Below are 22,866 nucleotides of genomic sequence, written 5' to 3' on the forward strand. Positions count from 1 at the left end.
CGAGCGTGCGGATCGTCGTCACCAACTGCAACACCACGCAGGAGATGACCGAGGAGATCGTACGAGGTGCCCGGGCCGCCGCAGGCCCGGGCACCACCGTGCTCGGTCTGACCCCCGCATGGGGCCCGGAGTCGGCGGAGGGCTGGCTCGACAGCCATCTGTCGGCCACGGCCGTCATCGACCTGCTGCGCACGTACGAGGGCCCGTCGTACGACGCCGTCGTGATGGCCGGCTTCGGGGAGCACGGGCGGGAAGGCGTACGGGAGTTGGTCGACGTACCGGTCGTCGACATCACGGAGGCCGCGGCCCATCTGGCCTGCCTGCTGGGGCGCCGGTACGGGGTCGTGACGACGCTGGAGCGGTCGTGCGGCCAGATCGAGGACAGCCTCGAACTGGCGGGGGTCGGGCGCAACTGCGCCGCCGTCGTCGGGACCGGCCTGGGAGTCCTCGACCTGGGCGACGCGGACCGCACGGAGGCCGCTTTCCTGACGGCTGCCGAACGGGCACGGGAGGCCGGGGCCGAGGTCCTGGTGCTCGGGTGCGCCGGGATGACCGGACTGCAGCGGGTGGTGGGGGAGAAGCTCGGGCTGCCAGTGGTGGACGGGGTCGGGGCGGCCGTGAAACTGGCGGAGTCGCTGGTGGCGCTGAAACTGACGACCAGCCGGGCGGGGAGTTATGCGAAGCCGGTGCCGAAGAGGAGGACGTGGGGCGCACCCGACCGCACAACTCGCGATCACCGTCCCCGACAATGAGCGCCATGAACCTTCCTGACGGACTCCTCCCGGTCGCCGACGGACTCCACCTGTGGTCCCCGGGCCACGCGGGCACCTGGGGCTTCGCGAACTGCCTGCTCATCACCTCCGGCGAGCAGGCGGCCCTGGTCGACACCCCCTACGACCAGCCGATGACCGAGGCCCTGCTCGCCGCGGCCCGCCCGGTCCTGCCCGCGGGCGCGGCAGCCGTGACGACGATCGTCAACACCCACGTCAACGGTGACCACACGTTCGGCAACGGCTGCTTCCCGGGTGCCGAGATCATCGCCACGAAGGCGAGCGCGGAGCACCTCTGCCGCGAACCCTCCCCGCAGCAGATGCACTTCCTCACCCACCAGACACCGGCCGACCAGCCGCTGGGCTGGTATGCGCGCGAGCACTTCGGCCGTTACACGTACGAGGGCGCGGAGGCCGTCCCGCCCACCACCACCTTCTCGGGCCGGCACGCCCTGACGGTGGGCGACATCGAGGCCGAACTGATCGAGGTGGGCCCCGCGCACTCGGCCGGTGACCTCATAGTCCACCTGCCCGGGCAGCGGGTCGTGTGCGCGGGGGACGTCCTGTTCGCCGACGACCACCCCGTCCACTGGGACGGCCCGCTCGCCCGGGTCGCCGCGGCCTGCGAGACGATCCTGGCCCTGGACCCCGAGGTGGTCATTCCCGGACACGGGCCGGTGATGAGCGTCGAGGACGTCCGCAGCTACGTCACCTACCTGCGGGAGCTGGAAGCCCTCGTCCACGCCCACCATGCGGCCGGCGTCCCGGCGGGCGAGGCCGCCGCCGACATCCTCGCCTCCGGCTTCCACGACCACCTGGGCCTGCGCGAACGGATCGTGATCCTCACGGCGGTGGAGTACCGGCACCTCGACGGCGACGCCGGGGAAGTGGACGTCGTGGGGCTCGCGGCACAGGCGGCGGCATGGGCGTACCGGGACCACGGTCCTGGGAGGCCCTGAACATCAAGGGCCTTCAAGGGTATTCAGGGGCGTTCATGGGCGCCACACGTACTGCACGTCCGGCTCCTGCTCCTCGTTCCCGCCGCCGTCGGTGTACTCGACGGCGACGAAGCCGTGCCGCTCGTAGAACCGGTGGGCCGGCTTGTTGACCTGGAAGGTCCACAGGCTGAGCCCGCCGGGACTCCGCTCCTTGGCGAGCGCGACGAAACGGTCACCGATGCCGCGCCCACGCCAGTCGGGACGCAGGTACAGCTGGGAGAGCTCGTCGCCGCGGAGCACCATCAAGCCGACGATGCCACCCTCCGCTCCGGCATCTGCGACCCAGGTCTCGCGCAGGGGTACGACGACGTCCCGGAAGTAGTTGCGCACCTCGTCGGCGGAGCGGGGGCTGACGACCGTGGGCAGGGCGGCGGCGAAGGAGGACAGCCAGACGTCGGCCGCGGCGGCGGCATCGGGGCCCGAGGCGGCTCGGCGGAGAGCTATGGGAAAGGCTTCGGAAGGCAAGTGCGATCCCGTCAGTCGTCGAGGGTGAGGTCGTGGTGATGGGCGCCGTAGTAGTCGACCTGGCGCGCCATGATGTCCCGCATGGAGGTGCCGCGCGGGACTCCGTAGAGCGTGCCGGGGAAGTCCAACTCCTGCTGCTCAGCCCATAGTTCGTCGTGCTCGCCGGGTGCGAAGAGCCGAGCGGTGGGCGTCCCGGCCGCGATCCAGCCGATGGGTACGACGGTGCCGGGCGGCAGCACCGAGTTGACGTGCAGCACGCTGTTGATCCGCAACTCGGAGCCGGCGCCCGCGACCGCCCCCGGGAAGACGGAGGCCCCGGTGGCGACGAACACCTCGTCCTCGATGGTCGCGCCGTTGACATGGGCGTGCGGTCCGACGAGCACGGCGTCACCGATGAAGGCGGGGTGGCCGGCCCGCCCACGCACCAGCGCGTTCTCCATGACGACGACGTCCGAGCCGACGCGGACCTCCCCGTCCTCGGCGGTGAGCACGGCACCGTGCAGCACCCTGGCCCGCTCGCCGAGGGTCACGGCACCGCACAGGACAGCTGACGGGGCGACGTACGCGGAATCGGAGACGACGGGACGCCGCCCGCGATGCTCGATCAACATGCGACCTCTTACGAGACTCGGGAAAGCTCGGGAACTACGGCGGTGGCTGTAATCTCCACCAGCTGCCCCGTGTACCCCAGACACGCCACGCCGATCAGCGTCGACGAGTGCGGCCCGACACTCAGCCCGGACGCCTCGACGACGTCCCAGACGGCGGAGAGCACGGCGGTCTCACTGCTGACGACGTACACGTCCGTGGCCACAACGTGGGACAAGTCGCTGCCGACCGCGTGCAGTTGCACCTCAAGATTGGCCAGCACCTGCTCGGCCTGCCGCACCGGATCGCCCTCGCCGACCAGCTTTCCCTCGGCGTCGAGGGGGACGGAGCCGGCGAGGAACGCAAACTTGGTGCCGGCTTCGACGACGGAGGCGTGCGAGTAGCGGGGCGGCGGGAAGAGGGACGGGACGGTGACGCGACGGACCATGGGGTGGCTCCCGGAGTGGGCGACGGACAACTCACCGATGGTCCAGTCCGGCCGCAGGGAGCGCATCCGAATTTCCCCCAGAATCAGGTCGGGCCCCGGTCACGCGGAAACGCCGTGACCGGGACCCCGGGATCAGCCACCGCGGAAGACGCCGGCCGTCGCTAGTTCCGGTACCGGAACACGATCCGGCCGCGCGTCAGGTCGTACGGCGGGAGTTCCACCAGTACCCGGTCCTCAAGCATGATCTTGATGTAGTTCTTGCGGATCTTCCCGCTGATGTGCGCGAGCACCTGGTGGCCGTTTTCGAGCTCCACGGTGAACATGGCGCTTCGCAGACACTCGACGACCTTGCCCTCTACCTCGATGACGTTCTTGTTCTTCGTCATCGCACCAGCTCCAGATTGCTGCTCGCCGGCCGGGCGCCGATGCCCTCGAACAGCGCCGAGGCTGCTCGGTTGGACTCGTGGACTTCGGCCCACGCCGTGGCGAACCCGGAGCGGTGCAGCGTCCCCAGCGCGTGGGCCAGCAGCGCCCGCGCGATGCCGCGGCGCTGCTCGCCCGCCCGCACCGCGACCAGCCCGATGCGCGGCCGGATCACCGTCACCACCCGGATCAGACCCAGGTAGCGATCCGGCGCCGCGGCCACCGCGTACTTCGACGGGTCGACGATGGTGTCCCCTTCGGGGCGGGGAATCACCTCCGCGGGCATCGACTGCCACCCGACGCTCGCCTCGACTTCGTCACGGATCGCGCGGTCCACCGCCCGTAGCAGGCCCTCGTCCACCTGGCCGGCGGGCACGATCGTCACGCCCGAGGGCGGCAGGACCGCTTCGAGCCCTGTGATCTGCGGGTCGGTCGGCACGACGTACTCCCACTCGCGGCGCCGGATCGTGAAACCCGCCCGCCGCCAGCCGGCCGTCAGTTCGACGTCGGCTTCGTCGACCACCGTGTACAGCGGCGTCGGCAGTTGGGCCAGCATCGCCTCGGCGAGCCGGTCGAAGGTGGCGTCGTGCCAGGCGTCGATACTGACGAACAGGCGTCCGTCGGGCCTGCGCTGCGCATGCCCGCGGCCGACCACCAGGTCGTCCTCCAGTGCATGCCATTGCCTGTCCGCGACGCGCGTGATCACTACCGCGTTCTCGCCCAGGCCGGATGTGAAAGGCTTTGTGTTCATCGGAGTCTCCCTCCAGGAGTGCCTCGATCTCAGGCGCTCCTGGCGACACCGAACGTCAGCCGCCGGACCGTGACGGGTTGAGGGAGCACCCATGGGTAACTGTGTTCACGGGTCTCACCTCCATACGACGACTTCACGGTCCATCAGGAAAGTAACAGGGGGCTCGGCCTCGCTCAAACCATTTCTTCGAGCTCTCAACTCGGTTCCGTGTCCGGGACGTGCAGCACCGCCGTTCCCTTCCGGTGCGCGAGGCGTTCGAGGGACCAGGTGGGGTGCTGCTGGAGCCAGCGGGCAACTATGACCTGCTCATCGGCGCGATCGTGGTCGTCGAGGAGGACCGCGGCTCCTGGGGTGAGGGCGTCGGCGAGCAGGGGGACGGCCGGGTAGCGGGCGAGTGGCGCGGACCATCCGGGAGGGCCGTCCACGAACAGCAGGCCGCAACCCCTCAGATCGCGCCAGGCCGATTCGGCGTACCAGGGCCAGGTCTCGCCCTGGATGGTGAACCGCTCCAGCGGAGCAAGCCGCACCTCGGCGAAGTCACCGAGATCCAGGCGGTCGAGTCCCTGCGCGGTCTGTTCGTGATAGGCCGGATCGTGTTCCAGGCTGACAACGCGGCCTGGTATGCGGAAGGTGCGCAGGGCAGTCGCAAGCCACAACGTGGAGGTGCCGCTGCCCAGTTCGACGATGAGTGCGGGGCGCCGCGACCGTATCTGCTCCACGAGGTACAGCAGCAGATCGGGGGCTGCGGCCCAGTTGTCACCCGGTGGGATGGTGGCGGAGGGCTGGAGAGCCTGCTCCAACTGCGCAAGTACTCGTCCGTCTTCGGTCTGCATGCTGTTCCCCTCGAGGGCGGTCGTCGTCGTACAGGGTGAGAGTGCCGTAGGCGCTGCGGCCGCTGCCCACGTCGATGAGGTGGTGTCGGTCACGCCCTGGCAGGATGGCCGGCATGGTGGAGATGACCAGAGACGACCAGGAGTTCCTCGACACCGTCGCCGACCGCCTCGCCACCCTTCCTGCTGTCCGGGCCGTCGCCCTCGGCGGTTCCCGCGCTCAGGGCACGCACCGGCCCGACAGCGACTGGGACCTGGCCGTCTACTACCGAGGGCCTTTCGACCCCGCCGACCTGCGTGCCCTCGGCTGGGAGGGTGAGGTCTCCGAAGTCGGGGGATGGGGCGGCGGTGTCTTCAACGGAGGTGCCTGGCTGACGATCGACGGGCGTCGCGTCGACGTCCACTACCGCGATCTCGATGTCGTCGAGCACGAGTTGGCGGAGGCGGAGGAGGGGCGGTTCCGGGTGGAACCGTTGATGTTCCATCTCGCCGGGATCCCGAGCTATCTGGTCGTCGCCGAACTGGCGGTCAATCGAGTGCTTCGGGGTGAGGCGCCCAGGCCGGCCGCGTATCCGGAGAAGCTGCGGGTCTCCGCCGCCAAGCGCTGGCGGGGCACCGCCCGGGTCACGCTCGCCTACGCGAAGGCCAACCACGCCCCACACGGCCGCCTCACCGAGGTCGCCGGGGCCGTCGCCACGGCGGCCGTACAGACCGGGCACGCCGTGCTGGCCGCACGAGGGGAGTGGGTGACGAATGAGAAGCGGTTGCTGGAGCGGGCCGGGCTGCGGGGGATCGATTCGGTACTCGAGCAGCTGGGCTCGGATCCTGAGGTGTTGATGCGGGTGATCGTCGACGCGGAGGCGCTCTTCGAGTGTGCCCCTGTGGCCCCCTGATCTCGTACGCACGATCACCGCAGTGATCCAACCCAGCTGTCGCGGCTCACGTGCGCAGCGCGCTCACTCGGGCAGACGGTCCCTTCCGGGTTCGTCGCCGAGGCAGGCGTCCTGGCGGGCGCAACGTCCACCGATGGCGGCGAATAATCCTTCGAGAGACCCTAGTTGTCGCTGCTAACGTCCCGGACGTGGCGAAACTCAATCAGATCATCGCAGTGGAGAAGGGCATCAAGTCCAAGGCGCACCAGGACCTGACGGCCGCTCATCACGGGCTGCAGAAGCCCGCTTTGCTGGCCGGTATCTCGCGTACGTACCAGCCGAAGGACGAGGAGGGCGAGCAGCTGCCGCCCGAGTCGACGCGGGTGCAGGTGCAGGCCGAGGACGTGTTGCGGGAAACCGCGGCGACCCTGACCCGGTTGTTCGACGTGACCGCCACCAAGGACTGGGCCAACTGCGCCGCCCGTGCCGATGTGAAGGTGGACGGGCGGGTGCTTGTGGCGGACGTTCCCGTCTCCTATCTGCTGTTTCTCGAGAAGCAGCTCGTCGATCTCAACACCTTCGTACGGAAGCTTCCCGTTCTCGACGCCTCCGAGTCGTGGGTGCAGGACCCCTCCACGGATGCCTGGAAGACGGAGCCGGTACGGACGCTGCGGACCAAGAAGGTGCCGCGGAACCACGTCAAGGCCGAGGCGACCGAGAAGCATCCCGCTCAGGTCGAGGTCTACTACGAGGACATTCCCGTCGGGTACTGGACCACCGTGAAGTTCTCCGGTGCTCTCCCCGCCCGCCGCGTCAACGAACTCCTCGACCGCGTCGAGAAGTTGCAGCAGGCCGTGAAGTTCGCACGTGAGGAGGCGAACGGCACGGACGTCGTCGACCAGCGGGTCGGTGACGCCGTGTTCGGCTACCTGTTCGGGTAGCCTTTGAGACTCCCCGGTCCTTTGCGGCCGGGGTGCGCGAAGAGCGCAAGCTGAAGCTGAAGCTTGTCGTGACTGCGCGGTTCCAGTGGAGGTTCGAACCCTCCCCGCGGCATCAAGAGCAATTGCTGTGATCCCCAATTGCAGTGATCCCCGTGCCGCGGTAGCCCAATTGGCAGAGGCAGACCGCGATCAAACTCAGACTCTCGCTCCAGACTCAGCATTCGCCGTCGATCGCCGGATCGACCGGGCCCAGGCCCCAGCGCGTCGAAATGCTGGTTCAAGTCCAGTCCGCACAGCTCGATGTGCGGTGGTCCAAAGGCAGGACGCGACGACCTAACGACTGATCTGGGTTCTCAAGCGTGCCGGCGTGTGAATGTGGACGGCATACCAGGGCCCGGGGGCAGGCTACGCCCCCGGGTCCGCCTGCGTTCGTCGGGGAATTGCGTTCATAAAGAACGCGGCCTTCCGGCCAACCGTCACATCCAGGAAACGCAATCGTCCCGTTCGCTCCAACGACGCGATCTACCGTGGGGACCACAACCCGTAATTCGGCCACCGTCGCCCGAAGGCCCACCCTCGCCCTCGCCGAGACGACAGGAGCCCAGCCCCGTGTCCCGCCCCACCGCCCGCACCGGTGATCGCCGCCCCTTCGCCCTCCCGCCCTGGCTCGCCCACACCCTCCGCGCCCAGCGCGGCCCCATCCCCTGGAGCGCCGTGGTGCGCGGTGCTCTCGCCGCCGGGCCGCTCCTCCTCGCCGCGGTGCTCATCGATCGCACCTCCCTCGGTGTCGTCGCCGCCATCGCCGCCATGCTCGCCGGGATCAACGACCGGCCCGGCAGCCGGCGCGCCTCAGTCAAGCGGCTCGGGGTGCCCGCGCTCGCGGGGGCCGGTGGGCTGCTCGCCGGGACGTATGCCGGGGAGCATGTCGGAGCGGTCGTGCTCACCCTCCTGCTCACCGGCATCGGGCTGCTCGCCGGAGGCATCAGCGCCGTCGGGCCCGTCGCCTCCGGTGCCGGGACGCAGTTGCTCGTCGCCTCCGCGATCGGGGCCGGGATGCCGGTCCCGGAGGCGGGATGGCTGCGTGCCCTTGCCTTTCTCGCGGGCGCCGGGTGGCTGCTCGCCCTGCGGCTGCTGCTCCCCACCCCCGGTGCCACCGCCGGTGACTTCCGGTTCGACGGGGAGCGGGATGCCGTAGCGGCCGTGTACGACGCCGTGGCCGATCTGCTCGATGCGGCGGGCTCGGAGGACGGCATCGCGCGCCGTGCCGCGCTGACCGCGGCCCTCGACCATGCGCAGGACGCCCTCGCAGGCCCCCGGCTGCGGCGTTACGCCTCCTCCTCCGCGGAGCGGCGGCTGCACGCGCAGTACGCCGCCGCCCTCCCTCTCGCAGAGGCCGCGACGGCTCTCGCGTGGGCCGGGGAGGCCGTCGGCGGGCGGACATCCGAAGGGCCCCGGCGGCTCGCGGCCGCCGTACGGGAGAACACGCACACCGGGCCGCTGCCCGCACCCCACCGCTCGGCTCCCGCCCTGCGCGCTCTCGACGACGCCCTGCTCCATGCCGCCGACGCCTTCGACCAGGGGGAGGGGGGCGACCTGCACACCCGGCGGCGTACGGCCAAGGACCTTTTCCGCATCGCCTTCGGGGCCGGCGGACGCGAGTACGGGCTGCGGGTCGCCCTGTGCTTCGGGGCCAGCGCGGCCGTGGCGCAGGCTCTGCACCACGCCCGCTGGTACGGGCAGCACGCGCACTGGTACTGGTTGCCCGCGACCGCTGTCTTCCTCGTCAAGCCCGACCTCGGGCCGCTCGTCTCGCGGGTGCTGTGCCGGGCGGCCGGGACGGTGCTGGGGGCCCTCGTCTTCGCCGGGTTCGCCGCCGTGCTGCCGCGGCCCGAAGGGCTCGTCGCGCTCGTGGCCGTCAGCGGGGCTCTCATCCCCGTCGCCACACGGCACTTCGCCGCGCAGACCGCCGTCGTCACCGTGCTCGTGCTCGCCCTGGTGATGGTCGGCGGGGAGCCGCAGGCCTCCGCGAGCCGGATCGGTGAGACCCTGCTGGCCTGCGCGATCGTCCTCATCGTCGGGCATCTGTCGATGCCGGGGCAGAAGGGCGGGACGGTGCAGGCCCGGCTCGTCGTGGCGGGCAGCGCCGCGCACGCCTACCTCGCCCATGTGCTGCGTGAGGCCCGCGACCCGATGGCCGGCCCCGACTCCCGAGCCACCCGCTGGACCCTCCGCCGTGAGGCCTACCGCACACTCGCCGAAGCCCACACCGCCATCGCCCTCGCCGCCGCCGAACTCCCGGCACTGGCCCGCCACTCGGAGGGCGCGGACGACGTCGTCGCCATCCTCGAGCAACTCGTCGACACGACCACCGCCTGTGCCGTGCAGCTCGACGACTCGGGATGTCTGTCCGCCCGTCAGCGAAAGCAACTCGCCGAGCTGCTCGGACAGTTCGAGAAGGGACGCGAACGGACGGGGCTACGACTGCCCGAGCTGCCCGTCGCCGTCTGACACCCGCGCCGCGACCGCGAACGCCGAGGCCGCGGGCCGGCCGGCCGAGGATCTCGTGTCCTGCGGGCGTGGTTCATGGATGACTGGGAGGAAAACTCCCGCGCGGGCAGTCGAAGATCCGGGTGACCGCAGGGTGAACTCCCGGGCGGGGCAAGGAAATTCGTACGACAGTTCCTGTCGCGCGTCGCAGACTGGTGCCTTCGTGCCCCAGTCCCAGGAGAGGTTCATGTCCAAGCAGAGCTTCATGCCCAGACTCCCGCACCTGGTCGGTACCGCCACGGCCGCCGTTGCACTGGCGGTGCTCGCAACCGCTCCCGCGTCCGCAGACGAACCGACCGTGTCCCAGCCCCGCATAGTCGCCCACTTCGACCTTGCCGCGGGACAGACACCGGAGAACATCACGGTCGAACCCGACGGCTCCGCCGACCTGACCTTCGCCTCCGCCCGGCAGGTCGCCCATGTCACCCGGGACGGGCACGCGTCGGTCCGCGCGACCCTGCCCGAGGAGCCGAACCCGAACACCCCCGTGCTGAAGGCCGCGACCGTCTTCGGCATCGCCCGCGCCCACGACGGCACGCTCTACGTCGACTACGCCACCGGCACCGCCAAGACCGGCATCTGGCGCATCGCCCGCGACGGCAGCGCGCCCCGGCAGATCGCGCAGCTTCCGACCACCGCACTGCCCAACGGCCTCGCCCTCGACGAGCGCCACGGAGTGCTCTACGCCGCCGACTCGGCACAGGGCATCGTGTGGCGGGTTCCGCAGGCCGGGGGCACACCGACCGTGTGGGCCAAGGACACCGCCCTCGATCCGGTCCCGGTCACGGGCGCCGGTTTCGGCGCCAACGGCGTCAAGGTCCACGGCGGAGCCGTATGGGTGTCCAACAGCGACCGGGGCACGCTGCTGCGCATTCCCGTACGGCCGAACGGCTCCGCGGGGGCGGTCGAGACCCGGGCGACCGGGCTCACCAACGTCGACGACTTCGCCTTCCCCGGACCGCACGACGACACCGTCCTCGCCGCCCTGATCGGCCTCAGCGAGGTCGTCGAGGTGCGCCCCGACGGCACCCACTCCGTCGTCCTCACGCAGGCGGACGGCCTGTCCAACCCGACCTCCCTGGCCGTGTGCGGCAGCACGCTCTACGTCAACAGCGCCGCGTACTTCACCCAGCAGGACCCGAACCTGCTCCTTGCCCGTCTCGACCGCTAGCCGGCCCTGCGGCGGGGCGTGCTCTCCCGGGTCTGCCTGGGGCGCGCCCCGCCGGCTCCGTCACTGCCCCACCCGCACCCACACCGGCGCATGATCCGACCCCGGCTGCCCCCGCCGGTCCGCCGGATCCGGCCCCACCGACGGCAGCCGCAACTTCCCCTCGCCCGGCAGGCCCGTCCCCGCCGCCGTCACCCGCTTCACCAGGCGGTGGCCGGCCAGGATGTGGTCGATCAGTTCACGGCGCCCGGAGTTGATACGGGAGTAGCGCTGCTCGGCGGGGATCAGCGGGGCCACGTCCCACAGCCGTTCCGCATCGCCCTCGTCGGGCCGGTCGTAGCCCGGTGTGCCGATCTCCGAGCCGGGCGGGCCGAGCAGGATCTGCGTGGTCGCGGCCTGCACCTCGTCGTTCAGGTCGCCCAGTACGGCGACGTCCCGTTCGCGTCCGTCCCCGGCCAGCAGGGTGTCGGCCAGCGCGCGCAGGGTCGCCGCCTCGGCGGCCCGCCGGTAGAGGGCGTAGGCGCCGTAGCGGGCCCGTTCGCCCTCGTCATGGGGGAAGAAACGGTTTCCCGGATAGGTCAGCAGCTTCGACTTGAGGTGGGCCACGGCCACCCGCAACGGGCCGAAGTCCGTCGCGACCTCGACCGCCAGGAAGCCGCGCCCCGCCGCCGACACCGGCGCACCGGAGTCGTCCTCCTGCACGGGCCGCAGCTTCGCCGGGAACGCGTTCGTGTCGGCCACCAGTTCCACCGCCGTACGGCTGAGGAAGCCGACCCGGATGCCCCGGCCGTCCGGATGCCCGGACAGCGCGACATGCCAGTCGCCGTCCAGCATGCCGACCAGGTCGTCCAGCGCCTCGGGCTCGCCGACCTCCTGCACGCCGAGCAGCGTCGGGTCGAGCTCCGTGATCACGGCGGCGAGGGAGGCGAGCTTCGTCTCGTAGGCCGCCTTGTCCTTGGGCCCGAAGGGGCCGCCGGGCCGGTACAGGTTCTCCAGGTTCCAGGTGCCGAGGAGCATGCCGGGCCCCTTCCAGAAGCCGTGCGGCGAGCTGTGGTGAGGACAGGGTCCCCGAGACCGGCCCATTCCGCGACCGGGCGGGACAGGATGCGCGGTTCGGCTCACGCCACCTGACGACGGCGTCGTACGTTGGCGGGATGACCGACTCTCCCGCCGAGCTCGTCATCACCGGCTGCACCGTCCTCGTGCACGACGATCGGGGACGGGTCGGGTTCGAGGAGGACGCCGCCGTCGTCGTACGGGACGGTGTCGTCGAGTCGGTGACGGCCGCCTCCGCGGTCGAGCACCTCGCCGCGGCCGAGCGCATCGACGGGCGCGGCCAGGTCGCCATGCCCGGCCTGATCAACTGCCACACCCACGCCCCGATGGTCGCGCTGCGCGGTGTTGCCGAGGACCTGCCCACCGAGGAGTGGTTCAACGACGTCGTCTGGCCCGTCGAATCCAACCTCACCGAAAAAGATGTGGAGTTGGGAGCGCGGCTCGCCTGCGCCGAGATGATCCGCGGCGGCGTCACCTGTTTCGCGGACCACTACTTCGCCATGGACGCGGTCGCCGCCGTGGTCGAGGAGTGCGGGATCCGGGCCCATCTGGGGGAGGCGTACTTCTCCTCCCAGGGGCCTCAAGGGCGGGAGAAATCCCTGGAGTTCGCGCTACGACACCGGGGCGGCGCCGGCGGTCGCATCACCACCGCGCTCGCCCCGCACGCGCCGTACACCGTCGACGACGCCGACCTCACCGCCACCGCCGAACTCGCCCGCACGCACGGCCTGCCCGTCCACCTCCACGCTGCCGAGAACCGCGACCAGACCGACGTCAGCCTCGAACGCCACGGCGTCACCCCGATCGAGGTCCTCGAGCGCACCGGCATCCTCGACGCCGACGTCCTCATCGCCCACGGCACCGGCATCACCGAGCGCGACCTGCCCGTGCTCGAACGCGCCGCAGGCCGGGTGGCCGTCGCCACCGCGCCCCGCGGCTACCTCAAGTTCGCCTGGCCCACCACCACGCCCATCCGTGCCCTACGGGACATCGGCATCCCCGTCGGGCTCGCCACGGACGGCGCCGCCTCCAACAACTCCCTCGACGTGTGGGAGTCGATGGCGCTCACCGCCCTCATCCAGAAGCAGACCGCCGGCGACCCCCGCTGGCTGACAGCCCGTCAAGCCCTGCACCACGCAACACTGCAGAGCGCCCGTGCGGTCGGCCTCGGCGATACCCTCGGCACCCTCGCCCCCGGCCGGCGCGCGGACATCGTCCTCGTCGACCTCACCGGCCCGCACACCCAGCCCGTCCACGACCTCGCCGCCACCCTCGTGCACAGCGCCCGCTCCTTCGACGTACGGACGACGATCGTCGACGGACGGGTACTGATGCGGGACCGGGAGCTGCTCACCCTCGATGTCCCGGCGGTGGTACGGGAGCTGGGGGAGCGAATGCCCGCACTCCTCGATCGCAGCCATGGCCGCCGGATCCAGGATTACAAGACCTGGAAATCGGCCCAGGAGAAGCGTTTTGGCGCCAACCGCGGGTGATCGGGAAGTCGCGCCAAGTGGTTTCACGCTACACAGGAAGGCCGGGACGTACGGGACGTCTCGTCTGACGGGAGGTCGGTCGGTGGAACTCACGATCGATGTGGCGGTGCTGCTCGCTGTCGTCGTCTTCGTGCGAATACGGCATCGCGATGTGCAGGCCCGCAGCCGCTCCGACCAGTGGCTGACCGTCTTTCTCGCCCTGGCCTTCGGCGTGCTGATCGCCCCGACCGCCTTCGGTCAGGGCGTCTTCCACGTCGTCGGACAACTCGCTCAGGGGATCACGCAGTCGGCCAACCCGTGAGCCCCGGTGCCCTGCGCTGGTCCCATGGATCCCGCCGACACGACGGCGTACGCACGGCCCTGGCCGACGTCCCGTCGAGCACCTCTGTACGCCGCGTACGAGGAATGAAACAGAAAGTAGTCGATATGTGGCCGGGATCTTCACTAAGTGACCGGATCCTCACACTCCGCGGTGAACGAGTGTCAACTACGTCTCAGTCCGGCAACTGAGCGAGGCGTTCGGCCCCTGGAAGGCGTTAACTCCTACAAGTACGACGCTTTCTGGAGGTGCAGGATGGTGAACGGGCGAACAGTGCTCGAACGCTTTCCCGCGGGCGGGCCGCGGGGATCGTGGCCGGCCGAGGAGTTCGCGCATGCGCGGCGCCTGGAAGGGCTGGCCGCGGAGGTCGTCATGGACCTTGCGACGGACATGTTTCTCGTGGTCGTCCGCGGCGAGGCGAGCATCGACGCGGTCGCCTGACCGCTCCGCATCGGCGCCGGCTCATCCGGGCTTCGGCACCGGCGCCGTGTACTGCTCGGCCTGGAGCGAGTACAGCTCCGCGTAGATACCGCCGCTCGCCAGCAGCTCGTCCGGGGTGCCGGACTCCGCGAGGCGGCCCTGGTCGAGGACGTGCACCAGGTCCGCGTGGCGCACCGACGCCAGCCGGTGGGTGATCAGCACGACGGTCTGCCCGGCCGAGGCCAGGGCGCGGATCTTCTCGAAGACCTCCAGCTCGGCGCGCGCGTCCAGGGCCGCCGTCGGCTCGTCCACGACCAGGATCCGGCCGCGCCGGTAGGCGGCCCGTGCCACGCCGAGCCGCTGCCACTGGCCGCCGGACAGCTCGTGGCCGCCGTTGAACTGGCGGGCCAGCAGCGTGTCCAGGCCGCGCGGCAGATCGGCCACCACGTCCTCGGCGCCGGCCTCGGCGAGCGACGTGGTCATGCGCTCCTCGGTGAGGGGCGCGGAGGAGCGGCCGATGGCCACGTTGACGCGAGCCGTGAACGGCCAGCGCTTGAAGTCCTGGGCCACCATCGCGACCCGCTCGGCGAGCTGGTGCCGGTCCGCGGTCGCCGCGTCGACGCCGTCCCACAGGATCCGGCCGCCGTCCGGCTTGTACAGACCCGCGAGCAGCTTGATCAAAGTGGTCTTGCCGGAGCCGTTCTCACCGACCAGCGCGACGATCCGGCCCAGCGGGAGAGTGAGCGAGACGTCGTCGAGGGCGGGGCGGGCGGACTCTCCCGGGTAGCTGAACGTGACGTTCTCGAAGCGGATCTCCCGCGGGTCCTCGGGCAGCGTGTCGCCGCCGACCGGGATCGCCCGCTCGGCCGCCTCGACGTACAGCTTCTGCAGATCGCCCACGAACAGGGCGTCCTCGTGGAGCGAGTTGACCGCCACGACCAGGTTGTCCAGGCTCGACGAGCCGGTGCGGATCGCGATCACCGCCGTGCCGGCCACGGACAGGGCCATCGCCCCGGCGAGCAGCAGTCCGCCGAGCGTCGCATACGTCGCCACGTTCGCCAGGCCCGTCCAGGCCGCGGCGATCAGCCCGGTGCGTGCCGCAAGGCGGGCCAGCCGCGCCTGCTCGGCCTCTGCAGTCTCCGACATGGCGTGATAGTGCCGCAGCAGGAAGGGGCCGACGCCGTGCACCCGGATCTCGGGCGCCGCGGCCGGTTCGGTGAGCAGGCCGCTGAGCAGATAGCCGGCCCGGGCATGCTGCACCCAGGTGTGCCAGGACTCGTAGCGCCGCCGGGCATTCGTCAGCGCGCTCCACGCGGTCGGCAGCGTCATCGTCGCCAGCAGCGGGAGCAGCACGGGGTGCAGCACCGTCAGCACGCCCGCCGCCGCGATCAGCGAGATCAGCGCGCTCACCACGCGCGTGGAGTACGAGATCATCCGCCGCGCCGATCCGGCGCCGTACTGCGCGGTGTCCAGCAGCTTGTGGAAGGCGTGGTCCTCGATCGCGGCCAGTTCGACCGCCGCCGCGCGCTCCAGATACAGCTCGGTCGCGACCCGCTCCACCTTGGGCTCAAGGCGTCCGGTCGCATACGTCGACGCACCCCGCAGCAGCGCTCCGAGCAGGGCCACGGCGGCCATGGCGGCCAGCACCGGTACGGCCTCGCGCAGCCGGTCCGCGATCGCACCGCCGCCGATCAGCCGCCCCAGCACGCTGTTCATGGCGAGCAGACCCACCGCCTGGGCCGCACCCCGGCCCGCCTCGGCCGCCAGCACGATCCGCGCGGCCCGCCGGTCGGCCTGCCAGGCGAGCCGGAAACTGGAGCCCAGCAGGGCCGGCAGCCGCGTCACCATGGCCCGGAAGTTCAGCTCCAAAAACGCGTCCCGGTGCTGGTTCCAGCCCAGGTCGTAGCGCAACGGCCCACCGAAGAGCAGCTGTTCCGACTCGGAGACCTCGGGCGGCCCGTCGCCGCGCTTCTTCTCCCGCCTGCCCGAGCTCCGTGCCTTCCTGCGCCCGCCCGAGTCCTGTGGTTCCGCCACGTCGGCCTCCCCCGATCCACGTCGACGAACGGCCACTATCGCGGGGCCGGACCCCTCGGGGGAGAGCGCATGCCGCGGTGGGTCGAGCGCGCGGGCGTGCGCCCTGCTGGGGCGCGATGTTTACGCAACCACGCGGGTCATGCGACGGCCGGCCGCGACCACGTCGGCGTCGTCCCCGTCACCCGGCACAGCACCAGATACAGCGGGATCGGCGGGGTGTAGGGGAGTGTGCCGGTCGGCCGGTGGATGAGGTCGGGGACCGCCGGGGCGTCCGGAACTAGCGCCCCGGCGGCGTACTGCGCGGGCGTCGGCCACTCCAGTGCGTAGTCGGAGTCGGACGGGACGAGCCACCACCAGTGCGCCGCATCGGCGTACACGCACCCCGCGCGCGGCAGCCGGGACAGCACCAGCGGGCCGAAGCGGGCGGGCACCTCCACCGCGTCGCAGCCCATCGGGGCCGTCATGCCGTCCGGCACGGGCAGCCGCCGGGGCGTGCCCGGCGTGTGCACTCCGCGCCGGAGGCGGACCAGCGTGTCCAGGCTCAGCACCCGGCCGCCGGACGCAGCGCTCACCGCCATGCGGCCCCCGTCCCGTGCTGCCCGTGGCGTGCGTCCCGACCGTGCGGTGCGGCCGCCTCGTCCTCGTCGCCCGAACCACCGGCCGGACCCGGCTTGGGGCGGGCCCCCCAGCCGAGGTCGTTGCAAGGCCCGCAGTCATGGCGGGGCGTATCGGCCTGGCGCGGCAGCTCCGCCCAGACCAGCAGCCCCGGACCGTGCTCATGGGCGCCCCATGCGTCACACAGCGCGTCGATGAGGAGCAAACCCCTCCCGTGCTCCTCCTCGGGCCGCGCCCGCGACGCACGGGGCGCACCCGGGGAGCAGCCCTCGTCACGCACGGCTATGCGCACCAGTTCGTCGCCGTCGCGCAGCTCGCAGACGATGTGACTGCTCGCTGTGTGCACGAGGGCGTTGGTGACCAGCTCGGTGATGACCAGAGCCGCGGTGTCGCAGATGTCCTCGCACACCGACCAGACGTTCAGCCGGGCCCTCGTCAGGCGTCTGGCCTGCGCGGGAGAAGCCGGGTGCGCGGCCAGCTCGAAGCGGAACCGGCGCTCGGCAGGAGCCCCCTCGTGGCGTGCACCGAGGCTGTGGGGGTGGCCTTCGGCGGCGTCTGTTCCTAAGGGCGCGGACGGAATCACGCTTGCCACTATCGCCCCGGCGTGAACACTTGGCAAGTGTCACTCTGAAAATTACAGAGTGGCCTGTGACGGTGTGGAAGGCCGTGGCACACTGCTCGCAACAGCACGTCAGACGGCGCCAGTTGGGATCGACGGAGACCCGTACGAAACCGTACAGATCTTCGAATAGGTCTTCGGATGGCGCCGTATGGCTGTCAGCATGCTTTTTGGACTCCAAGCGGCCACGGGAGGTGGAGGGTGAGCGAACCGCGGTCCGCGCCGACGGTCGGTCAAGTCGTCCTCGGCCGTCGTCTGTTGGACCTGCGGGAGCACGCCGGCCTCAAGCGCGAGGAGGCCGCCCGCATCCTCCGGGTCGCCCCCGCCACCGTCCGCCGCATGGAGATGGCCGAGGTCGCCCTCAAAATCCCGTACCTCCAGCTGCTCCTGAAGTCCTACGGCGTCGGCGACGAGGAGGCCGATGTCTTCGTGCAGCTGGCCGAGGAGGCCAACAGGCCCGGCTGGTGGCAGCGGTTCCACGACATCCTGCCCGGCTGGTTCTCCATGTACGTCAGCCTCGAGGGCGCCGCGAGCCTCATCCGCTCCTACGACCCCCACTTCGTCCCCGGCCTGCTGCAGACCGAGGACTACGCCCGCGGAGTCCTGCGGTCGGGCGCGATCGGCCAGACCAGCCCCGAGGACATCGAGCGCCATGTCGCCCTGCGCATACAACGCCAGGAACTGCTCACCCGTGAGGGTGCGCCACGCTTCTGGGCCGTCCTGGACGAGACCGCGCTGCGCCGCCCGGTCGGCGGCCCGGAGGTGATGCGTGCCCAGATCGACAGACTGCTCGAGGCCACGAAGCTGCCCAACGTGACCGTGCAGGTCGCGCCCTTCGCGGGCGGCCCGCACCCCGGCACGTACGGGCCCTTCGTGCTGTTCCGATTTGCCATGTCAGAACTGCCGGACATGGTCTACAGCGAGTACCTGACCGGCGCCGTCTATCTCGACGCGCGCGCCGAGGTGGCGGCCCACCTCGAGGTCATGGACCGCATGGCGGCGCAGGCCGCTACGGCACATCGCACGAAGGAGATCCTCGAGGATCTCCGCAAGGAGCTGTGAATGGATCGCATCAAGCCGCGCAAACACGTCTACAACGGCATGCCCGCGCGGGAGTTGGGCAGCGAGGGCTGGCTCAAGCCGTGGAGCGGCGGCAACGGCGGCAACTGCCTGGAGGCGATGAAGCTGGCCGACGGCCGGATCGCCGTCCGCCAGTCCACCGACCCTGACGGGCCGGCGCTGATCTACACCACCGACGAGATGACGGCGTTCATCGAGGGCGCCAAGGCGGGGGAGGCGGACTTCCTGCTGTCGTGACGTGTTGGTCCGACGCCTGCTCGGACACTTGCTCAACTGCCCCTCTTGACTGTGAACCAAGTCCTGATTGCGAACTGATGGACCATCAATTAATGGTTGAGATCGACACCGGCAAGCCGCTTCCCGCGCGGATGTACGGCTGGTACCTCGGCGGCAAGGACAACTACCTGGCGGACGAGGCCATGGGGCACAGATGCTCGCCCTCGACCCGCGGGTGCCGGTGATGGCGCGGGTCAACCGGGCGTTCATGCACCGCGCCACTTGGTGGCCGTCCCGGTCTGCTGCGACGACGACCCGATCGTGTTCGCCGACGCCACCGACCTGCTGCGTGGCACGGGCGACGGCGTCACCGGGAATCTGCAGGCCGCCGTCCGCGAGCCGGATGCCATGCTCGACGGGGCGAAGAAGATCCTCGACTTCGGCCGCCCTCTGGCCCTTTCGCTGATCGCGCTGTTCCACTTCGTCCCCGACGAGGACGGCGCGCACGAACTCGTCCGCCGGCTGCTGTCCGAACCCCCCTCCGGCAGCCACCTGGTGGCCGGCCACGCGACCGCCGACTCCACCTCCGAGGAGCCGAAGGCCCCGACCGAGCAGCTCAAGGCCGCCGGTCAGGACGCGGGCTGATTCCGGGGTACGGGGCGGTGGGCCGCAAGCAATGACCGCCCCGGGGCGGCGGCTCATCCGGAGGCGGGACCCGGCTTGTCCGCCGCCGGCGGCAGCACCCCGCACAGTGCCTCCAACGCCGCCCCGTACGCATGCTCGGAGGGCGTCGCGTACCCCACGACCAGGCCGTCCTGAGCCGCCATGTCCGTTGCCGGGTGGCGGAATTCGGCCAGCCCGTCCAGGGCGACTCCCTGCCAGGCGGCGGCCTTTACGGCGGACCGTTCCGTGCCGGGCGGCAGCCGCAGCACCGCGTGCAACCCCGCCGCGACCCCTGTGACCTCGATGTGAGGTGCCTGCGCGGCGAGAGCCGCGACGAGGCGGTCGCGACGGCTGCGGTACCGCAGCCGCATGCGCCGCACATGCCGGTCGTACGAGCCGGAGACGATGAAGTCGGCAAGGCTCAGCTGGTCGAGGACGCTCGCCCACGCCTCGCGCTCACCCTTGGCCGCAAGCACACCATCCACGTACCGCCCGGGCAGCACCATCCAGCCCAGCCGCACCGCCGGCGACAGGCTCTTGCTGACCGAGCCCAGCAGGATCACCCGCTCGGGGTCGAGCCCCTGAACCGCCCCGACGGGCCTGCGGTCGTAACGGAACTCCCCGTCGTAGTCGTCCTCCACCACCACGCCGCCACGCGCGCGTGCCCAGTCCACCACCGCGGCCCTGCGCTCCGCGTGCAGCGGCCCTCCGGTCGGGAACTGGTGCGCAGGCGTGAGCAGAACGGCCCGCTCCCGCGCCAGCCGGTCGAGGCGTGCGCCCTGGTCGTCCAGGGGGAGCGGTACGGTCCGCACGCCGGCGGAAGCGAGCAACTCCCGGTGGAACGGCAGGCCGTACGCCTCCACGGCCAGCGGTCCGGTGAGGACACGGTCCCGGCCGCCGAAGAGGAGCCGCAGCCCGTGCGCGAAGCCGGAGCAGATCACGATCCGGTCCGGCTCGGTGCGCACACCACGCGCGCGTGCCAGGTACTCCGTGAGCGCCTCCCTGAGCTCGATCCGGCCGGCGGGATCGCCGGGGCCGAACACCTCGCTGGGGGCCTGCTGCAGGGCCCGCCGATAGGACGCCAGCCAGGCCGAACGCGGAAACGCGGACGCATCCGGGGTGCCCTGGCGCAGATCGTGGCGAGGGCCACGCGCGCGTGGAGGTGCCATTGACCCACGCGCGCGTGCAGGTGCGTTCCGGGGCGCGCGGGCGGCGTGACGCAGGGGTTCGGCACGTTCGGCGACCCGTGTGCCCGACCCCTGACGTGCGGTCAGCCAGCCCTCCGCGACCAGCTCCGCGTACGCGTCGGCCACCGTGTTGCGGGCAACGCCGAGGTCGGCTGCGAGCGAGCGGTACGGCGGCAGCCGGGTGCCCGGAGCGAGCCGCCCACTGCGCACGGCCTCGCGCAACGCCCCGATGAGCGCCGCCCGCCGCCCGCCCGACCCGGCCAGCTCCAGATGCAGGTCGGCCCCGATCAGCTCAGCAGAATTGACCCACGATTTCCCCATGAAAATGCACCCTACAGCCGGTCTTTCAGGCCCGTAGATTGAAGGGCATGACGACGAACACGACGCACATCACGACGGCCCGCCTGGACTTCGCGAAGTCCGCCCCGAAGGTCTTCCGCGCGCTCATCGGCTTCGACGCCGCTGCCCGCGAGGGGCTCGACCCGGCCCTCGTCGAACTGATCCAGATCCGCGCCTCGCACCTCAACCACTGCGCGTACTGCCTGCACATGCACACGGGCGATGCCCGCAAGGCCGGCGAGAGCGAGGACCGGCTGCACATGGTCGCCGTCTGGCGCGAGGCCCGCCACTTCTTCACCGAGCGGGAACAGGCCGCCCTCGCCCTGACCGAGGCGGTGACGCTGGTGGCCGACGGCGGCGTCCCCGACGAGGTCTACGCACAGGCCGCAGCCCAATTCGACGAGCAGGAACTGGCCCACGTCCTCGCCCTGATCCTCACGATCAACACCTGGAACCGGGTGGCCCTCTCCACGGGCAAGGTGGCGGGGACGGACGAACGGCGCCGTTAGGCGGGCCGACGGCTGCTACACCGTCATCGGACGGTCGTACGGCCCGATGGGCGCCGGCAGCCGCGAACTCCCGGTCAGATAACGGTCGACGGCCGCCGCCACCGCCCGCCCCTCCGCGATCGCCCACACGATCAGCGACTGCCCCCGCGCGGCGTCCCCGGCCGCGAACACACCGGGCACGTTCGTCGCGAACCCTGCATCCCGGGTGATCGTCCCGCGGGTCTCCATCGCCAGCCCCAGCTGATCGACGAGCCCGTCCTCCCGGTCGGGTCCGGAGAAGCCGAGCGCGAGCAGCACGAGGTCGGCGGGGAGCGTCCGCCCGGTGTCGGGCCGTGGGCGTCGGGCCGCGTCCACCTCGACCAGGTGCAGCGACCGCACATGCCCGCTCTCGTCGCCGGTGAAGCGGAGCGTGGACGCAGCGAACAGCCGCGCGTCCGCGTCCGCCGCCGGCGCCGTCTCCAGATCCCGCGCCTCCTCGTGCGCGGCCGACAACCGGTAGATCTTCGGGTACGTCGGCCACGGCTCGGCGTCCTCGTCTCGGTCGGCGCCGGGCTGGGCGTAGATGTCCAACTGCGTGACGGACGCGGCCCCTTCACGCACCGCGGTCCCCAGACAGTCCGCCCCCGTGTCTCCGCCCCCGACGATGACGACGTGCTTCCCGGCGGCGGACATCGGAGAGCTCTCCAAGTCCCCTTCACGCACCCGGTTGGACAGCGGCAGATACTCCATCGCCTGCTGTATCCCGGCCAACTCCCGCCCGGGTACGGGCAGTTCACGCCACGCGGTCGCCCCCGTCGCGATCACCACGGCGTCGTACCGCGCCCGCAGCTCCGCCGCTCCGACGTCCCGCCCGACCGCCGTCGAGGTACGGAACTTGGTCCCCTCGGCCCGCATCTGCTCCAGCCGCCGGTCCAGATGGTGCTTCTCCATCTTGAACTCGGGGATGCCGTACCGCATCAGCCCGCCGAGCCGGTCGTCCTTCTCGTACACGGCGACGGTGTGCCCGGCCCGCGTCAGCTGCTGAGCCGCGGCCAGCCCGGTGGGCCCGGACCCGATCACCGCGACGGTCCGCCCGGACAGCCGGTCCGGCGGCCGCGGCGGTGCGAACCCCAGCTCCCAGGCCTGGTCCGCGATGGCGACCTCGACGTTCTTGATCGTGACCGCGGGCTGGTTGATGGCGAGCACACACCCCGCCTCGCACGGCGCGGGACACAACCGCCCGGTGAACTCGGGGAAGTTGTTCGTGGCATGCAGCCGGTCGGCCGCCTGCCGCCAGTCGTCCCGGCTGACCAGGTCGTTCCACTCCGGTATCAGATTCCCGAGCGGACAGGCGTCGTGGCAGAACGGTATGCCGCAGTCCATACAGCGGTCGGCCTGCTTGTTGATGATGGGCAGCAGCGCCCCCGGGACGTAGACCTCGTCCCAGTCCTGGACCCGTTCCACGACCGGGCGGCGGGGCCAGTCCTGGCGAGGCGTGGTCATGAATCCCTTGGGATCGGCCATGGCCGTGTTCCT

24 protein-coding genes and 1 pseudogene are annotated in these 22,866 nt (G+C 71.0%); 13 read left to right on the forward strand and 12 right to left on the reverse strand.

What is annotated here, in order from left to right; genetic code table 11:
• Window positions 1-5: 5 nt before the first annotated feature.
• Both IH68_RS0112635 and IH68_RS0112640 read left to right on the forward strand, forming a co-directional pair.
• Window positions 6-752, forward strand: a complete 747-nt coding sequence (locus IH68_RS0112635) for an aspartate/glutamate racemase family protein (RefSeq protein WP_037884750.1) — start codon at window positions 6-8, stop codon at window positions 750-752.
• A 5-nt stretch (window positions 753-757) separates the two neighbouring features.
• Complete coding sequence (locus IH68_RS0112640) at window positions 758-1,729, forward strand: MBL fold metallo-hydrolase (protein ID WP_030933161.1); 972 nt, start codon at window positions 758-760, stop codon at window positions 1,727-1,729.
• A 33-nt stretch (window positions 1,730-1,762) separates the two neighbouring features.
• Here IH68_RS0112640 and IH68_RS0112645 read toward each other — a convergent pair whose 3' ends face one another.
• The 6 genes from IH68_RS0112645 to IH68_RS0112670 all read right to left on the reverse strand — a co-directional run bounded on the left by IH68_RS0112645 (window position 1,763) and on the right by IH68_RS0112670 (window position 5,276).
• Entirely contained in the window at window positions 1,763-2,233 is a 471-nt protein-coding gene (locus tag IH68_RS0112645) for a GNAT family N-acetyltransferase (RefSeq protein ID WP_030933164.1), read from the reverse strand.
• An 11-nt stretch (window positions 2,234-2,244) separates the two neighbouring features.
• On the reverse strand, window positions 2,245-2,844 hold the full coding sequence (locus tag IH68_RS0112650) for a gamma carbonic anhydrase family protein (RefSeq protein ID WP_030933166.1): 600 nt from the start codon (window positions 2,842-2,844) through the stop codon (window positions 2,245-2,247).
• 8 nt (window positions 2,845-2,852) lie between these two features.
• Complete coding sequence (locus tag IH68_RS0112655) at window positions 2,853-3,269, reverse strand: RidA family protein (RefSeq protein WP_030933168.1); 417 nt, start codon at window positions 3,267-3,269, stop codon at window positions 2,853-2,855.
• 161 nt (window positions 3,270-3,430) lie between these two features.
• Entirely contained in the window at window positions 3,431-3,655 is a 225-nt protein-coding gene (gene infA / locus IH68_RS0112660) for a translation initiation factor IF-1 (protein WP_010981942.1), read from the reverse strand.
• A complete protein-coding gene (locus IH68_RS0112665) occupies window positions 3,652-4,443 on the reverse strand; it encodes a GNAT family N-acetyltransferase (RefSeq protein ID WP_030933173.1) in 792 nt (263 codons plus the stop codon). Before IH68_RS0112665 ends, infA begins: the two co-directional genes overlap by 4 nt.
• A 194-nt stretch (window positions 4,444-4,637) precedes the next feature.
• The gene (locus IH68_RS0112670) at window positions 4,638-5,276 is read right to left on the reverse strand and encodes a class I SAM-dependent methyltransferase (RefSeq protein WP_051833387.1); all 639 of its coding nucleotides are present in this window, start codon (window positions 5,274-5,276) and stop codon (window positions 4,638-4,640) included.
• Between the two features lie 113 nt (window positions 5,277-5,389).
• Here IH68_RS0112670 and IH68_RS0112675 point away from each other — a divergent pair, with 113 nt between their 5' ends.
• The 4 genes from IH68_RS0112675 (at window position 5,390) to IH68_RS0112690 (ending at window position 10,804) form a co-directional block, all read left to right on the forward strand.
• Complete coding sequence (locus IH68_RS0112675; protein WP_030933179.1) at window positions 5,390-6,166, forward strand: nucleotidyltransferase domain-containing protein; 777 nt, start codon at window positions 5,390-5,392, stop codon at window positions 6,164-6,166.
• Window positions 6,167-6,354: 188 nt separating this feature from the next.
• Complete coding sequence (locus IH68_RS0112680) at window positions 6,355-7,086, forward strand: hypothetical protein (RefSeq protein WP_030933182.1); 732 nt, start codon at window positions 6,355-6,357, stop codon at window positions 7,084-7,086.
• Between the two features lie 609 nt (window positions 7,087-7,695).
• Complete coding sequence (locus IH68_RS0112685; RefSeq protein ID WP_030933186.1) at window positions 7,696-9,594, forward strand: FUSC family protein; 1,899 nt, start codon at window positions 7,696-7,698, stop codon at window positions 9,592-9,594.
• A gap of 244 nt (window positions 9,595-9,838) precedes the next feature.
• Window positions 9,839-10,804 (forward strand): SMP-30/gluconolactonase/LRE family protein, encoded by a 966-nt coding sequence (locus tag IH68_RS0112690; RefSeq protein ID WP_030933190.1) that lies wholly within the window; start codon window positions 9,839-9,841, stop codon window positions 10,802-10,804.
• 60 nt (window positions 10,805-10,864) lie between these two features.
• Here the strand turns inward: IH68_RS0112690 and IH68_RS0112695 are convergent, their stop codons facing one another.
• Window positions 10,865-11,818 (reverse strand): endonuclease/exonuclease/phosphatase family protein, encoded by a 954-nt coding sequence (locus tag IH68_RS0112695; protein ID WP_030933193.1) that lies wholly within the window; start codon window positions 11,816-11,818, stop codon window positions 10,865-10,867.
• A gap of 137 nt (window positions 11,819-11,955) precedes the next feature.
• Between IH68_RS0112695 and IH68_RS0112700 the strand changes: the two genes are divergently transcribed.
• The 3 genes from IH68_RS0112700 (at window position 11,956) to IH68_RS0112710 (ending at window position 14,110) form a co-directional block, all read left to right on the forward strand.
• Complete coding sequence (locus tag IH68_RS0112700; protein ID WP_051833389.1) at window positions 11,956-13,350, forward strand: amidohydrolase; 1,395 nt, start codon at window positions 11,956-11,958, stop codon at window positions 13,348-13,350.
• Window positions 13,351-13,432: 82 nt separating this feature from the next.
• On the forward strand, window positions 13,433-13,651 hold the full coding sequence (locus IH68_RS0112705; RefSeq protein WP_030933199.1) for a hypothetical protein: 219 nt from the start codon (window positions 13,433-13,435) through the stop codon (window positions 13,649-13,651).
• A gap of 273 nt (window positions 13,652-13,924) precedes the next feature.
• A complete protein-coding gene (locus IH68_RS0112710) occupies window positions 13,925-14,110 on the forward strand; it encodes a hypothetical protein (RefSeq protein ID WP_030933202.1) in 186 nt (61 codons plus the stop codon).
• 21 nt (window positions 14,111-14,131) lie between these two features.
• On the opposite strand, the gene IH68_RS0112715 is transcribed toward IH68_RS0112710, so the two are convergent.
• The 3 genes from IH68_RS0112715 to IH68_RS0112725 form a co-directional block, all read right to left on the reverse strand.
• A complete protein-coding gene (locus IH68_RS0112715) occupies window positions 14,132-15,937 on the reverse strand; it encodes an ABC transporter ATP-binding protein (protein ID WP_234341334.1) in 1,806 nt (601 codons plus the stop codon).
• A 323-nt stretch (window positions 15,938-16,260) separates the two neighbouring features.
• Window positions 16,261-16,701, reverse strand: coding sequence for a hypothetical protein (locus IH68_RS0112720; protein WP_030933208.1), 441 nt, complete (start codon window positions 16,699-16,701; stop codon window positions 16,261-16,263).
• Window positions 16,692-17,330 (reverse strand): ATP-binding protein, encoded by a 639-nt coding sequence (locus IH68_RS0112725; protein ID WP_030933210.1) that lies wholly within the window; start codon window positions 17,328-17,330, stop codon window positions 16,692-16,694. Before IH68_RS0112725 ends, IH68_RS0112720 begins: the two co-directional genes overlap by 10 nt.
• Before the next feature lie 228 nt (window positions 17,331-17,558).
• On the opposite strand from IH68_RS0112725, the gene IH68_RS0112730 reads away from it, so the two are divergent.
• The 3 genes and pseudogenes from IH68_RS0112730 to IH68_RS49765 form a co-directional block, all read left to right on the forward strand.
• Window positions 17,559-18,419, forward strand: a complete 861-nt coding sequence (locus IH68_RS0112730; RefSeq protein WP_030933214.1) for a helix-turn-helix domain-containing protein — start codon at window positions 17,559-17,561, stop codon at window positions 18,417-18,419.
• On the forward strand, window positions 18,420-18,674 hold the full coding sequence (locus IH68_RS0112735; protein WP_030933216.1) for a DUF397 domain-containing protein: 255 nt from the start codon (window positions 18,420-18,422) through the stop codon (window positions 18,672-18,674).
• Between the two features lie 77 nt (window positions 18,675-18,751).
• Window positions 18,752-19,277, forward strand: a pseudogene (locus tag IH68_RS49765) (SAM-dependent methyltransferase); the annotation flags it as partial.
• Between the two features lie 74 nt (window positions 19,278-19,351).
• Here the strand turns inward: IH68_RS49765 and IH68_RS0112745 are convergent.
• Complete coding sequence (locus IH68_RS0112745) at window positions 19,352-20,824, reverse strand: PLP-dependent aminotransferase family protein (protein ID WP_030933219.1); 1,473 nt, start codon at window positions 20,822-20,824, stop codon at window positions 19,352-19,354.
• Window positions 20,825-20,871: 47 nt separating this feature from the next.
• On the opposite strand from IH68_RS0112745, the gene IH68_RS0112750 reads away from it, so the two are divergent.
• The gene (locus IH68_RS0112750) at window positions 20,872-21,351 is read left to right on the forward strand and encodes a carboxymuconolactone decarboxylase family protein (protein ID WP_030933222.1); all 480 of its coding nucleotides are present in this window, start codon (window positions 20,872-20,874) and stop codon (window positions 21,349-21,351) included.
• A gap of 15 nt (window positions 21,352-21,366) precedes the next feature.
• On the opposite strand, the gene IH68_RS0112755 is transcribed toward IH68_RS0112750, so the two are convergent.
• The gene (locus IH68_RS0112755) at window positions 21,367-22,854 is read right to left on the reverse strand and encodes a glutamate synthase subunit beta (protein WP_030933225.1); all 1,488 of its coding nucleotides are present in this window, start codon (window positions 22,852-22,854) and stop codon (window positions 21,367-21,369) included.
• Window positions 22,855-22,866: the final 12 nt, after the last annotated feature.

The sequence above is a fragment of the Streptomyces sp. NRRL S-646 genome (assembly GCF_000720765.1).
GTDB lineage: Bacteria > Actinomycetota > Actinomycetes > Streptomycetales > Streptomycetaceae > Streptomyces.